The organism is Massilia sp. TWR1-2-2 (genome assembly GCF_049897565.1).
GTDB lineage: Bacteria > Pseudomonadota > Gammaproteobacteria > Burkholderiales > Burkholderiaceae_D > JAFCUW01.
The window spans coordinates 80,651-94,295 of record NZ_JAFCWM010000005.1 but is presented as its reverse complement, the minus strand read 5'-3'; the positions used below and the strand labels follow the sequence as shown (position 1 = coordinate 94,295).

Annotated in this window: 10 protein-coding genes; 5 read left to right on the top strand and 5 right to left on the bottom strand. The window is 67.2% G+C overall.

Annotated elements, in window-relative coordinates:
- Both ACP7DD_RS06515 and ACP7DD_RS06510 read left to right on the top strand, forming a co-directional pair.
- Entirely contained in the window at positions 1-3,615 is a 3,615-nt protein-coding gene (locus ACP7DD_RS06515; protein WP_426173897.1) for a tubulin-like doman-containing protein, read from the top strand.
- A 62-nt stretch (positions 3,616-3,677) separates the two neighbouring features.
- On the top strand, positions 3,678-4,418 hold the full coding sequence (locus ACP7DD_RS06510) for a hypothetical protein (RefSeq protein WP_426173896.1): 741 nt from the start codon (positions 3,678-3,680) through the stop codon (positions 4,416-4,418).
- 8 nt (positions 4,419-4,426) lie between these two features.
- On the opposite strand, the gene ACP7DD_RS06505 is transcribed toward ACP7DD_RS06510, so the two are convergent.
- The 4 genes from ACP7DD_RS06505 to ACP7DD_RS06490 form a co-directional block, all read right to left on the bottom strand.
- Positions 4,427-4,555, bottom strand: a complete 129-nt coding sequence (locus ACP7DD_RS06505; RefSeq protein WP_426173895.1) for a hypothetical protein — start codon at positions 4,553-4,555, stop codon at positions 4,427-4,429.
- Between the two features lie 232 nt (positions 4,556-4,787).
- Complete coding sequence (locus ACP7DD_RS06500) at positions 4,788-5,633, bottom strand: ATP-binding cassette domain-containing protein (protein ID WP_426173894.1); 846 nt, start codon at positions 5,631-5,633, stop codon at positions 4,788-4,790.
- Positions 5,620-6,018, bottom strand: coding sequence for a GntR family transcriptional regulator (locus tag ACP7DD_RS06495; protein ID WP_426173893.1), 399 nt, complete (start codon positions 6,016-6,018; stop codon positions 5,620-5,622). The genes ACP7DD_RS06500 and ACP7DD_RS06495 overlap by 14 nt, the downstream gene beginning before the upstream one ends.
- An 81-nt stretch (positions 6,019-6,099) precedes the next feature.
- Positions 6,100-8,316 (bottom strand): molybdopterin-dependent oxidoreductase, encoded by a 2,217-nt coding sequence (locus ACP7DD_RS06490; RefSeq protein ID WP_426173892.1) that lies wholly within the window; start codon positions 8,314-8,316, stop codon positions 6,100-6,102.
- Between the two features lie 120 nt (positions 8,317-8,436).
- Between ACP7DD_RS06490 and ACP7DD_RS06485 the strand changes: the two genes are divergently transcribed.
- A complete protein-coding gene (locus ACP7DD_RS06485) occupies positions 8,437-8,781 on the top strand; it encodes a hypothetical protein (RefSeq protein WP_426173891.1) in 345 nt (114 codons plus the stop codon).
- A gap of 78 nt (positions 8,782-8,859) precedes the next feature.
- Here ACP7DD_RS06485 and ACP7DD_RS06480 read toward each other — a convergent pair whose 3' ends face one another.
- Positions 8,860-10,944 carry a tetratricopeptide repeat-containing diguanylate cyclase gene (locus ACP7DD_RS06480; RefSeq protein ID WP_426173890.1) on the bottom strand — a complete coding sequence of 695 codons (2,085 nt, stop codon included), beginning with the start codon at positions 10,942-10,944 and terminating at the stop codon, positions 8,860-8,862.
- A gap of 257 nt (positions 10,945-11,201) precedes the next feature.
- Between ACP7DD_RS06480 and ACP7DD_RS06475 the strand changes: the two genes are divergently transcribed.
- Positions 11,202-12,068, top strand: coding sequence for an ABC transporter ATP-binding protein (locus ACP7DD_RS06475; protein WP_426173889.1), 867 nt, complete (start codon positions 11,202-11,204; stop codon positions 12,066-12,068).
- Positions 12,065-13,627 (top strand): hypothetical protein, encoded by a 1,563-nt coding sequence (locus ACP7DD_RS06470; RefSeq protein WP_426173888.1) that lies wholly within the window; start codon positions 12,065-12,067, stop codon positions 13,625-13,627. Before ACP7DD_RS06475 ends, ACP7DD_RS06470 begins: the two co-directional genes overlap by 4 nt.
- Positions 13,628-13,645: the final 18 nt, after the last annotated feature.

Genomic DNA, 13,645 nt, shown 5'->3' with positions numbered 1-13,645 from the left:
ATGGCTGAATTTCCCAACATCGCAAGCGCCGACAAGAAGGCCGAGCTGAAGGTCGACCTGCGCCCGACCCTGTTCATCGGCGCCGGCGGCACCGGCATGGAAGTGATGATGCGGATCCGCCGGCGCATCATGTCCGAAGTGTGGAACCGGCATAATCCGACCCGCGTCGAATCGATCGCCGAGTTCCCGGTCGCGCGCTTTCTCCACTTCGACCTCGACAACCACGCCATCATCGACGAAGGCAAGTCGCTGCGCACCGACCCGTGGTACGAGCTGGTCAAGCTGGCCGACGAGGAGCGCCTGGTCGAGTCGCTCGACCTGCCGCAGTACCACGAGTCCGACGACAGCCTGGCGCGCTTTCCGCTGATCGAAAACTGGATGCCGCTGCGGCCCAAAAAACTTCGCTCGCTCGGTATCGATCCTTCCAAGGGAGCCGGCCAGATCCGCGCGCTGGCACGCCTGTACCTGTTCGACAAATACCCGAAGCTGCGCGGCCGCATCAAGGGCGCGCTCAATTTCTTGAGCAGCAATGCCGGCAACGAGCGCAAGGAAACCTACCAGCGCCTGGGTCTGCAGGTCGACACGTCCAAGTTCCGCATCGTCGTCATCGCCTCGTGCGCGGGCGGCACCGGCGCCGGCAGCGCCATCGACCTCGGCTGGATCTCGAAGGCGATCGCGCGCCAGGAAGTGTCGGACAACCAGGTCGACCTGGTGATGTTCATGCCGTCCGGCTTCGCCAAGGCCAACAAGGAGCGCACCGAGGCGAATGCCTACGCCACCTTGATGGAGCTCGAAACCACCATGCGCGACATGAACGCGCAGGTGCGGTGGATGGATCCGGACAGCGTGGTGGGCAAGGGCGCGCCGTTCGACGACGTCTATTTCGTCGACACCGCCAACCTCGCCAACAAGGCCACCCAGGACATCAAGGATGTCTACCAGATGGTCGCCGACACGCTGTTCGAGGACTTCGCGTCGGCCGATTTCGCCAACCGCAAGCGCTCGATCGCGGTCAACCAGCAGCAGCACAAGCTGGGGCCTTTCAACCCGCGCGTGCCGGAGCAGCGATTCGGCGACATGCGGCTGTCGTACTCGAAGGTTTATTCGGCGTTCGGCCAGGCGGTGCTCGACACCCAGCAAAGCCTGCGCGACAACATCCGCGCCTACGAACTGTCGGCGCTGATGGTGAAGGCCTTCTTCGGCCTGGTCGGCACCGACGGCGTCGCCGCTCGCCGCGCCGGCGACCAGGAGCGCGACATCTTCATGCGCGAGCAGATGGCGATGAGCGAGCGGCCGTTCGACGAGTTCCCCGACTTTAAAAAAGGCACCGTCGACGTCACGCCGTTCCAGGAATACGCATTGACCGACCAGCTGTTGATGGACAAGGACCAGCGTTCGCTGCTCGAGCGCGTCGAGAGCAAGGTGCAGCTCGAGGTCGACCGCATCATGGGGGCTTACGACCTGAAGGTCTGGCGCGAAAAGATAGCCGAGCTGCTGCCGCAGCTCGAGCGCGACGCGATCCGCGAAGCCGGCGCCACCGCCGAAACCAGCGAAGACCGCATCAAGCGCCATACCGCCGAACTGATGACGCGCCTGAAGGGCCGTTCGCGCCAGCAGCTGTATGCGCTGCTGGACGACCGCAAGCAGGGCGGACTCGAATTCGTGCTGTCGCTGCTCGAACAGGTCAAGGCGCGGCTGCTGCAGCGCGACCTCGCCAGCGCGGACCGCAACAGCAGGCGCTATCGCGACATCCGCGACGCGCTGCGCACCCGCCAGGTCGAGGAGTCGCTCAATAATCTGTCGCAGGCAGCGAGCAAATTGTTCGGCAAGGACGCCCAGGCGCGCGAAGTGATGACGCACCTGAAGCGCGACATCGCCGACTACCTGCGCTTCCACCTGCTGGCGGTGGCGGCCGGCCAGGCGGTCGAGGTGATGCGCGGGATGTCGGCCTGGCTGGGCGAGCCGCAGTCGCCCGACGAGCATGGCCAGCCGGTGTGGAGCGGCATCGCCGGCGAATTCCAGGAAGGCCGGCGCAGCGTGCAGGCCATGCTTGGCGCCGTCGACCAGCGCATCGGCCAGCTGCGCGCCGATGCGCAGCACGAGCACGCGACCTACATCAAGCTGGCCAGCGACGTGCTGCCCGAGCCGGTCAAGCTGACCGGCGACATCAGCGCCTGGAGCGAGGAAGTGCTGCTCGAATTCGGCGGCTCGGCGCGGCTGTTCCCGCAGCTGGGCGACGATCGCCTGCGCGCCAGCCTGCTGCTCAAGCTGTTTCGCCGCGCGCAGACCGAGCTGACGGTCGAACAGATCGGCGGCGCCGAGCCGGCCGATCCGCTGCTCGAACGCCTGGCGGCGATGTCGCCCCAGCAGCGCCAGCGTGTCTTCAACGAATTGCTGAAGAGCGCCATGCCGTGGATTAATGCGCGCTTCTCGGCCGAGTTCACGCCGCGCGCCGACCAGTTCAAGTGCTTCATCGGCGTCGGCGACGCCAACGCCTGGCGCCGGATGGAAGGCGAAATCCGCGCGGCGGTGCCGACCGGCTCCTTCCACGGCGACCTGGTCACCATCGTCAACACCGGCATCCCCGGCAAGGCGGTGTGCTACATCGAGCTGTCGGGCTTCCCGATGACGGTGCTGCGCGGCCTGCCGACCTGGCGCACCTCGTACCAGATCGAGAACCCGAAGATCCCGACCCATTTGCATTTCGATTCGACCCGTTTCCGCCATCCGATTTCGCCGTCGATGGACGAACTCAATCGGCTGGCCGACGACTACGAATGGTTCCTGCAGGCGAACGCGCTCGGCGTCATCAAGCGCAAGCCGGATCTGGCCGACCGCGAGGCGTCGTTCCAGCCGCGCGGCCAGTACCTGTTCGAGGTCGAACCCGGGTCGGGCGAGTGGCTGCAGATCGGGAACGAATTCGCGATCCGTTCGAACGGCCTGCCGCCGTACTACCGCGACCAGGTCATCACCGCGGTGCAGCGCAAGCTGGCCGCGATGGGGCCGAACCAGCTGGTGCTGCTGGCCGCGCTGATGCGCCATTACCAGCAGCGGGTGTACGAACCGAAGCTCGAAGTCGACGAGACCGGCGCGCAGCTGCCGTCGCCTTCGCTGCCGAACATCACCGCGCGGCGCCTGTACGACCAGTGGCTCAAGCGCGCGCGCGCGCTGAACCCGGAGCTGGCGCCGGCGCTTCTCGACACTGCGGCCAGCACGCTCGCGCAGTGGTCCGAGCTGGTGCCTGATTCGTCCAGCGACGCCTATCACTGGGAAGTGGAGCGAGTGGTCGACAAGCGCGTGATCCGCCAGGACCTGCTGGCGAGCGACGAGCGCGCAGGCCAGGCGCTGGCGCTTCAGGGGCCGGCAGTGGCGTACATGCCGGCCGCGTTGCTCTACAAGCTGTTTTCGGGCGGCGCCCAGCATGGGCCGTATTCGGCGGACGACATCGCGCTGCGCATCGCGCGCGGCGAAGTCACCGCCGACACCCGGGTGTGGAACATGCAGTGGAATCCAAAGGCCGACAAGTGGCTGCCGGCTGGCCAGATGCCGGAATTGGCGCCTTTGTTCAACGATACGATTCCGGATCCCGATGACGGTATCCCCGATCCGCAGTGAGGCGCGAAGACGTGCAAGATGAAGTGATCTACCGCTGTGTGAGTGGTGCTTGTGTGCGGCCGTTGCCGCGCAGGGTAAACTATTGTCCGTATTGCGGCACCAGCCAGAACACCGGCCTGGCGCGGCCGGCCGCTGCCGCCGCTGCTGCCGTTACGCCCGCCGCGACGGTGTCGATCGCCAAGCCGTGGACCATGCCGCCAGCGCCGGCAGCTGCGCCGGCGGCGCCGCCGCCGCCGCCACTCCAGCCGGCGGCGGCGCCGCGCCTGGCGCAGCCGGCCCGTCCGCCGCAGCGCGCACCGGTCCGGCTGCGCTACTGGCTGCTCGCGCTCGGTGTGCTCTGGCTGATCTGGATCACCCAGCGGCCGACGCCGCAAAAGATCGATGCGCGCATCGACGGCGCGATCGCGCTGGCGACCGCGTGCAAGGCCGGCGAAGCGCAGGCTGAGCTGATCGCACTGAAAGACAGCACCGCGACGCCGGCGCAGCTGCAGCGGCTGCAGTCAGCGCTCAACGAGGGGGACGCCGCCTGCGCGCGCAAGCGCGCGCGTCCGGCGCCGAGGCCGGCGCGCCCGCTCGCCCGCGACCAGGTGCAGTCGGTGCGCAACCTGATCACGGACGCGCGCCAGGCGCTGGCGCGTGGCGATTACAAGGCTGCATCCGACAAGATGGAAGTGTGCGCGGCGATGGTCGATGCCGGCAATCGCGAATGCAGCGCGCTGAAGGCGAGGGCCGATCGCCTGCAGGGAGAATTGCAGCGCTGCCTGGCGGACGGCGGCGAATGGATCGCCGACCGCTGCCAGTAGCATTGCCGTCAGGCCGCGCCGCGGGCGCAGGCCAGCAGCTTTTCCTTGGTCCGCAGGCGGTCGGCGACGCGCAGCACCGCATAGGTTGCGACCACAGCACGATCGCATATGTCGCGCCGGCGGGAAGCGCTTTCCACAAGGTCTGGTAGCCGACTGTCCGGGTGTAGATCCACACGCCGAGCAAAGCGAAGCCGACAATGAATTCCACCACGGCGCGGCGCGGCACGGCGCGCAGCGCAAGTGCCACGCTTACCGCGAAGGCCACTTCGGCCGGCAGCAACATATGGTTCACAGCCGTATCGATCACGGCCGTCAGGTCCGTACCCAGTACCAAGCGCGTCCACAGAACGTCCACCAGCACCAAGCGTTTCATGCGTTCAGCTCCACGAACAGTTCGTCGAGCGTCAGCGCGCGGCCGGCGTCGGCGCCGGGCGCGCCGCGCGCATGTCGACCACGCGGTCGCCGCTGCGGCTGCTGGTGCGGACGACGGCCTCCTGCGGGATGCCGCGCGCATCGGAAGGCTGCAGCCGGAACTATTCGAGCAGCGTGTCCCAGGCCTCGAACAGCTGGATCGCGCCGTCGCGCATAAAAGCGACATGCGAGACCACGCGTTCGAGGTCGGTGAGGATGTGGCTGGACATGACGATGGTGCGTTCGCGCTCCGCCGCGTCGCCTTCGGCGCCGAACAGCGCGCGCATGAATTCGCGGCCGCTCAGCGGAATCGAGGCTGGCCACCGGCTCGTCGAGCAGCAGCAGGTCGGGGTCGTGCGCAAGGGCGAGGACGACGGCCAGCTTCTGCTGGTCGCTGCCCGCCAGTTCGCCGACCTTGCGGGCCAGGCGCAGGTCGAGCCGGCGGGCCGGCGACTCGGCGCGCTCGTGGCTCCAGCGCGGATAGGCGCGTCCGACCGATGCGACCATCTCGTCGGCCTGCATCCAGCCGAACAGGTCCGGCGTCTGCGCGACGAAGCCGAGGCGTTCGCGCACGGCGTCGGTCAGGCCGGACGATCGGCAGCCGAGCAGTGAAGCGGTCCCGCTGGACAGTTCGGTCACCCCCGCGAGGCAGCGCAGCAGCGACGACTTGCCGGCGCCGTTGCGTCCGACCAGGCCGACGACCGCGCCGGCCGGGATGTCGAGGGTGATGCTTTTGAGGATGGAGGCGTCGCCGCGCACCAGATTGAGCCTGGTGGTGGCGACGGCCGCGTCAGTCGATTTCATTGTCGTCGTTGGGGGACGACTGGTTGAGACAGGATTGGAACAGCGCGAGGGCGTCGTCATTCGACATGCCTAGCTGGCGCGCCATGCTGGCGGCGGCGTCGAGCGCTGGCCGCAGCATGGCGCTTTTTTCGGATTTGCCGGACTTGCCGCGCTCGGCGATGACCATGCCCAGGCCGCGCACGCGCACTACCAGGCCTTCGGTTTCGAGCAGGCTGTAGGCTTTACTGACCGTCATCGGGTTGATCGCGTGATGCAGGGCCTCGGCGCGTACCGACGGCAGGTAGTCGCCGGGCCGCAGCTGCGCGCTGGCGACCATGCGATGGACCTGTTCGACGATCTGACGATAGATCGGGGTCGGGGCGGCGGGGGTGATTTCGAATTGCATGTGACTCACTGTATCGCTGCATTGATACGCATGGCAAGATGGTTGAACGCGCGGTGATGCGCGCGCTCAATGCTGCGCGTTTTAAAGCGGCGAGAGCTGCACCGGCACGCCCGACAGCACCGCGTTGCCGGACAGCGGATCGCGCAGCTTCTCGTCGAGCAGTGCGTTCAGGTTTGCGCCGGGGCGCTCGGCGGCGACGTTCAGGCGCACGCCCGGCAGGCTGTGGCCCCAGCCGTGCGGCAGGCTGACCACGCCCGGCATCATCTCGGCGCTGACTTCGACCTGCGCTTCGATGCGGCGCGTGCCGTTGCTGATCGCCGCCATGCCGCCATCGGTGAGACCGAGCCTGAGGGCATCGACCGGATGAACCAGCGCGGTGCAGCGGAAGGCGCCCTTGGCCAGCACCGGCAGGTTGTGCATCCAGCTGTTGTTCGAGCGCAGCTGGCGGCGGCCGATGATGACCATGTCGGGCGCCGGCGCGGCCAGGTCGGCGCTAACGCGCGCGAGGTCGCCCAGCAGCGCCTGCGGCGCCAGTTCGATTTTTCCGGACGGCGTGCGCAGCACTTCGGGCACGCGCGCCGTCATCGGCCCCAGGTCGATGCCCGAAGGCGCGGCCTGAATCGCCGCCAGCGTCAAGCCGCCCGGGTTGCGGCCGAACTGGTCGCCGTACGGGCCGGTGCGCAGCGCCAGATCCAGCATCCGTTCGGCGCCGCGCAAAGGCGCAAGCGCCGCCATGATCTGCGCGGCGCTATCGCCGGCGGAGCGCTGCAGGTCCTCTTCCAGCGCCGCGTCCTCGATGGCGTCGATGTCGGCGCGCTCGCCCAGGCCCTTGGCGATGGCGGCGATGCGCAGCAAGCTCTCCCACTCGTCGGGCTGGCCGTCGGCGCGCGGCAGAACCGGCGCGCTGTAGCGCGCGTGATTGCGGTGCGAGAACTGGGTAAAGCTGACGTCGTAGTGCGAATCCTCCAGCGGCGAGGGGCTGGGCAGGATGACGTCGGCGTGGCGCGATGTTTCGTTGAGGTAGATGTCGAGGCTGACCATGAAGTCGAGCTGGTCGAGCGCGGCCGCCAGGCGCGGGCCGTTCGGGCTCGATAGCACCGGATTGCCGGCGATGCTGATCAGCGCGCGGATTTGGCCAGGGCCTGGCGTATCGATTTCCTCGGCCAGGCAGGTGATCGGCAGTTCGCCGGCCACTTCCGGCGCGCCCGACACGCGCGACGCGAAGCGGCCGGTGACCACGCCGCGGCCGGCGCCCGGTTTGCCGCGGGTGTTGGCTGCGAATGCCGCCGCCTTAGGGAACATCGCGCCGCCTTCCTCGTCGAGGTGGCCGGTAAGGACGTTGACGACATCGATCAGCCAAGAGGTGAGCGTGCCGAACTGCTGGGTGCAGGTGCCGATGCGGCCATAGACGGCGGCGCGCGGGGTGGTGGCGAGCGTGCGGGCGAGCGCGCGAATTACCGTGGCGGGGATGGCGCAGCGTTCGGCCACGCGTTCGGGCGAGTAGGGCGCGAATGCCGGCTCCAGCTGCTCGAAGCCGACCACGTGGTCGGCCAGGCGGCCGAGGCGCACCAGCTGCTCGTCGAACAGCGCGTGGGCGATCCCGAGCAGGAAGAATACGTCTGAACCTGGCCGGATGAAGTGGTGGGCGTCGGCGACGTCGGCGGTCTCGGTGCGGCGCGGGTCGATCACGACGATCTTGCCGCCGCGCCCGCGCAGCGCCTTGGCCTTGCCGCGAAAGTCAGGCACCGTCCACAGGCTGCCGTTCGACACCATCGGGTTCGCGCCGATGATGAGCAAAAAGTCGCTGCGCTCGATATCGGGCACCGGCACCGACAGCCAGCTGCCGAACATCAGCCCGACCGACAGCATCTTCGGCACCTGGTCCACGCTGGAAGCGGAGAACATGTTGCGCGTGCCGAGCGCGCGGGCCAGGCGCGGGAAGTACAGCATCAGGCTCATTTTGTGCGAGGTCGGGTTGCCCAGCACGGTGGCGACCGCGTTGGCGCCGCCGGCGGCGATAATGGGCGGCAGGCGCCGCTCGATCTCGGCGTACGCCTCGTCCCAGCTGGCTTCGACGAAGCGGCCGTCGCGCTTGATCAGCGGCGTGCGCAAGCGGTCCGGATCGTCGTGCAGGTCTTTCAGGCCGATCGCCTTCGGGCACAGGAAGCCGTTTGAGAAGACATCGCGCGCGTCGCCGCGGATGCGCACCACGCGCCGTTGTTCGACATCGACTTCGAGCCCGCAACAGGCCTCGCAGAAGGGGCAGATTCGGTACGCGGTCGTGGCTTGTTCGGTCATGGCATCGCTTTCGGAAAATAGAACGGTCGTGCCATTCTCGGGATTAGCACCACAACTGTCAACCGCTATCTGATCGCTGCTGTTATGCTTATAAGCAACAAAACCCACACAGGAAATATCATGCGAGCAAGTTCAATAGTCAGTACGGTATTGTCGGTATTGCTGGTTGCCGGTGTTGCCGGTTGCGGCAAGCGCGACGAGGCGATGGGGCCAGCGCAGAAGGCTGGCCAGGCGGTCGACAATGCCGGCGACAAGGTCGCGCGCGACATCCAGGACAAGCTCGACCGCGCTAATGCGGCCGCCAGGCAAGTCGCCGATTCGGCCAGCCAGACCAAGGACAAGATCGCCGACGCAACTGCCGACGCCGCGGCCGACGCCAGCAAGGGCCTCGACAAGGCGACCGAAGAAGTGGGCAAGAAAGTCGAGCGCGCCGGCGAAAAGATCCAGGAAGCGGCCAAGAAATAATTAGCGCCGGATGTCAGACCTGACCCCAGCGTTTTGTCCGGATGTCAGACCTGACCCCAGCAATTTGAGCAGTGCGGCTCAGGCGTTGGCCGCTGCGGCCGGCGCCGCCACCGCCTGCGGCCATTCGCCCAGCACTACCGACATGTCGACGAAGCCTTCGCGCCAGGCGCGCTCGAGGTCCTGCTCGATCTGCTCCATCGACGTCTCGCCGAACTTGTCGAAGCCGCGCACGCCGTAGGCGCGATTGCGGCCGTGGCCCTTGGCCATGTACAGCGCCATGTCGACCAGGTTGACCGCGCGTTCCCACGGCAGCGGCTGCTCGCCCGGCGACAGCGGAAACGGCGCGAAGCCGATCGATACGTTGACCGAAATCCGGTGGCCGTGGTACTCGATCGTCTGCGCCGATATGCCGGCCAGCAGGCGCCGCGCGATCTTGTCGACGCCGTTGCGCGGTATCGCCGGCAGGAAGGCGAGGAACTCTTCGCCACCCCAGCGCACGATCATGTCGGTCTCGCGCAGGATCAAGCGCAGGTTCTCCGAGATCATCGTCAGCACCGCGTCGCCGCCCGCATGCCCATACGTGTCGTTGACGTGCTTGAAGTGGTCGACGTCGAGCAGGAACAGCGCGCCGACGATCTCCTCGGCCGGCGCCGCGCCGCGCTTTTCGACCGGCGCGTTGGTGCGCATGAATTCGTGGAAGTGGCGCCGGTTGTACAGCGACGTCAGCGGGTCGCGCGAGCTTTGCTGCTTGAGCTCGTGGTTCTTCACCTTCAGCCGCGCATTCGCCTGCCGCACCTTGCGGTACAGGATGCCGACAATCGCCGACGCCAGCGCGAACACCACCGCCAGCAGCCACCATACGCGCTGCTGCAAACGGCGGTTGTCGATCTCCACCGACTTCATTTCGTTCTCGCGCCGCAGCAGGTCGATCTGGCGTTCCTTCTTGTCCGCTTCGTATTTGCCCTGCAGTTCCAGCACGGCCTTCTGGCGCCGCACTTCGAACAGTTCGTCGGAGATGGTGCGCTCGCGATGGTAGGCTTTTACGGCGCCGGCCATGTCGCCGGCGCGCTCCAGCGCCTCGCCATATTCCATCATCACGATCTGCAGCCTCGGCTTATTGCCCGATTTTTCAAACACCGCCAGCCCGGCCTCGAAGCTGCGCTTGCCGTCGGCCAGCCGGTTCATGCCCAGGTAGGCCTGGCCGAGATTGACGCGCGCGGTCGCCTCGATCGACTCCTCGTTGAGCGGGCGCGCCGCCTCGATCGCCTGGTTCGAATAGCTGATCGTGCGCGCCCAGTCGTGCTCCTTCAGGTAGCTGTCGGCCAGGTTCACCAGCGAGATCGCGATCATCTTGTTGGCGCCGATCTTGCGTTCCAGTTCGAGGCCGGCCAGCAGCGCGGCCAGCGCGCGCTTGGGCTGGTTCGTCTCGATCGCCAGCGCCGATTCGGTCTTCTTCAGCGTCGCGATGCGGCCCGGCGAGTTAGTCTGCGCCGCCACTGGCAGCGCTTCGTCGAGCGCTTCGAAGCCCTTCTCGTATTCTTTCATCGACGTGTACAGCACCGCCAGCGCGTTCAGTGCCATCACCGTTTCGATCGGGTGCGCGTACTGGCGCGCCAGGGCGGCGGCCCACTGCAGCTTGATCAGCGCCTCGGGGAAATTGCCTTCCTCTTCATGCGAGTGGCCGGAGGTGATGGTGGCGGTGATCCGCAGCACCATGTCGCCGGTGGTGTTGGCCAGCTTTTCGGCTTCCCACGCGGCCAGGTGCGACGCGCGCAGTTCGTTCATCGCGATCAGCACGTAGGCGCGCGCCAGCATGCCCTTGGCCAGGATGGCGTTGTCCTTGTGCTGTTTGCCCAGGGCGATGAGCTCCTCGGCCAGCGCCAGCGCGGGCGCCTTGCCGCCGACGCTGAGCGTGGCCTGGCTAAGCTGGTTGAGGAATTCGGCTTTGGTGGCGGGGACGGCGGCGCGCCCTTGCGGTTCGAGCTTGATCAGCATCCGCAGCGCTTCGTGCGGCACGTAGCGGTTCACTTCGCGGATGGCGGCAAATCGCTGGTCGAGGTCCGCCTGTGACTGGGCCGGCGCCAGGCCAGCGGCCAACGATAGCGACAGCAGCAGCGCGGCCTTGCCGCAGCGGTGCCTTTTCCGGATCAAGTCAGCCAACATCGTCCCCCTTATTGAATGCCATTTTCGACGGTCCTATTCTTTTTTGGACGCTAAAGTAATTATATTCTTGTTGCAGATGGGAAAAACCAAATTTTAGGCGGGATTGTTTAAAAAACTACGAACTACCGACGCGCCAGCCACATGCAAGGGCAATCGCCGGCATCCTGTGCTGCCGATTTGACCTCCTGTCGCAAAGGCGACAAACCGGCGCAAGGCAAGGCCTACACTCCGGCATAACAACAAGCCAGGAACACCCCATGCTCGAGATTCGCAACGTCGTAAAAACGTTTGGCAAGGACGTCACCGCAGTCGACGGCGTTTCGCTGAGCCTGCGTGCCGGCGTGGTCGGGCTGATCGGCCACAATGGCGCCGGCAAGACCACGCTGATGCAGATGATCGCCACGCTGACGCGTCCGACCAGCGGCGAAATCGTCTTCCAGGGCGCCGACATCGTCGCCCGCCCCGATGCGATCCGGCGCCGGCTTGGCTACCTGCCGCAGGACTTCGGCGTCTACCCGAACCTGACGGCGCTCGAATTCATGCAGTACTTCGCCGCGCTCAAGGGCGTGCGCGACCCGGCCCGGATTCGCCACCTGCTTGAACTGGTCAACCTGCACGAACACGCCAAGCGGCCCGCCTCCGCCTTCTCCGGCGGCATGCGGCGCCGGCTTGGCATCGCCCAGGCGCTGCTGGCCGATCCCGACATCCTGATCGTCGACGAGCCGACCGCCGGCCTCGACCCCGAGGAGCGCCTGCGCTTTCGCAACCTGCTGTCCGAACTCGGATTCGACAAGCTGGTGATCATGTCGACCCATATCGTCTCCGATGTCGAAAGTATCGCCGGCCAGCTGGCGATCATGCGCTCCGGGAAGCTGGTGGCGTTCGAGACACCCGCCGCCATCCTCGCCAAGGCGCGCGGCCAGGTCTGGTCGGCCAGCGTCGGCGCGGCCGATTACGACGCCTTGCGCGCCAGTGTCCACGTGCTGCATGCGCAGCGCCTGGGCGAGACGATGGCCGTGCGCATCGCCCACGCCGGCTCGCCGTGCGCCGGCGCCTTGCTGGCCGAACCGTCGCTGGAGGAAGCGCTGACGGCGCAGCGCTACGCGGTGCGGGAGGCGGCATGACCGGCTATCTGCTCAAGACGCTGGCGCTGAACGAAATGCGCCTGCGCATGCGTCGCCTGTCCACCGTCGTCGCGCTGCTGGCGGTGATCGTCATCAGCTGGGCCATCCTGGAGGATCCGGCCGGCGGCCACGCGCTGATAGTCATTAACGGTGCACGGGTGCTCTATACCAGCTCGGCGCTGGCGCTGGGCAGCGCCGCGATGGCGTCGATGCTGTTCTCGCTGGGCGGGTTCTTCCTCGTGCGCGGACGCATCGCCGAAGACATCCGCACCGGCGCCGGCAGCGTGATCGGCGCCACCCCGGTGCCGAGCGCGCTGTTCCTGGCCGGCCGCTGGCTCGGCGCCGTCTCCTACCTCGGCCTGCTTGTGCTGGCGGTGATGGCCACCATGATGGCGTGCCATGCCCTGCGCGGCGACGGCCCGATCCAGCCGCTGCTGTACCTGTCGACCTACTGCCTGATCCTGCTGCCGGCGATTATGTTCGCCGCCAGCTGCGCCATCCTGTTCGACAGCTGGGCGCCGCTGATGGGCAAGGGCGGCGACCTGCTGTTCTTTTTTATATGGATCGCGCAGCTGTCGGTGATGGCGTTCATCGAGACCTCCGGCTCGCTCGATTCGCTGTGGACGGTGGGCGACTTCACCGGTCTGGCGACCACGATGTCCACGCTGGCCGGCCATTTCGACATCCGCCATACCTCGCTCGGCGGCGGCGCCACGTTCGATCCGGCGCTTGCCCCGCTGACGCTGCCGGCGCTGCCGTGGACGGCAAACGGGCTGGCGATGCGCTTCGCCTCGGCGCTCCTGGCGCCGTTGCCGCTGCTGGCGGCGGTGCTGGTATTTCACCGCTTTTCACCCGACAAGGTGAAGCTCTCCAGCTCTCGCCAGCGCCGCTCGCCGCTGGCGCTGCTGGACGGCTGGCTGCGCCCCTTGGCGCTGCTGGTGCAGCCGTTGTTCGCGCTTTCGGCCCGGCTGCCGCGCTGGTGCGGCCAGGTGCTGGCCGACGTGGCGCTGACACTGGCTGCGTCGCCTTCGGCGATTGTCGCGCTGCTGGCGGCGGCGCTCACCGCGGCGCTGGTCGACGTCCGCCTGCTTGGGCCGGTGCTATTGGCCTGCGTGGCGGGATGGGGCATCCTGGTCGGCGACATCAGCACGCGCGACTTCCAGGCCGGCGTCGAAGACATGACCGGCGCGGTAGCCGGCGGCGACCGGCGCCGCTACCTGCGCCAGTTCGGCGCGGCGGCCGTGCTGGGGTGGATGTTCACGGGCGTGGTTGCGCTGCGCTTCGCCGTGCACGCGCCGCTGCGGGCCGCTGCGGTCGCGGCGGGAATCTTCGCCCTCGCTGCGCTGGCCAGCCTGCTCGGTCGCTGCAGCCGCACTCCGCGCACCTTCCTTGCGCTGTTCTTGTTTGGTTTGTACGTGGCCTCGCAGGCGGTGACGGTGCCGATGCTCGACGCCGTCGGGTTCAACGGCGCCGCCACCGTGCAGTCGGTACTCGCTTACGTTGCGATCGGCATCGCTGCGCTTGCGGGCGGTCACGCGTGGAACCGGTTTCGCGCTTAGGCCGTCTCTGCTTAAAGG

Coding starts and splice junctions, on each gene's coding strand:
- ACP7DD_RS06515 (WP_426173897.1), top strand. CDS start 1: ATGGCTGAATTTCCCAACATCGCAAGCGCCGACAAGAAGGCCGAGCTG.
- ACP7DD_RS06500 (WP_426173894.1), bottom strand. CDS start 5,633: ATGAAATCGACTGACGCGGCCGTCGCCACCACCAGGCTCAATCTGGTG.
- ACP7DD_RS06495 (WP_426173893.1), bottom strand. CDS start 6,018: ATGCAATTCGAAATCACCCCCGCCGCCCCGACCCCGATCTATCGTCAG.
- ACP7DD_RS06490 (WP_426173892.1), bottom strand. CDS start 8,316: ATGACCGAACAAGCCACGACCGCGTACCGAATCTGCCCCTTCTGCGAG.
- ACP7DD_RS06485 (WP_426173891.1), top strand. CDS start 8,437: ATGCGAGCAAGTTCAATAGTCAGTACGGTATTGTCGGTATTGCTGGTT.
- ACP7DD_RS06480 (WP_426173890.1), bottom strand. CDS start 10,944: ATGTTGGCTGACTTGATCCGGAAAAGGCACCGCTGCGGCAAGGCCGCG.
- ACP7DD_RS06475 (WP_426173889.1), top strand. CDS start 11,202: ATGCTCGAGATTCGCAACGTCGTAAAAACGTTTGGCAAGGACGTCACC.
- ACP7DD_RS06470 (WP_426173888.1), top strand. CDS start 12,065: ATGACCGGCTATCTGCTCAAGACGCTGGCGCTGAACGAAATGCGCCTG.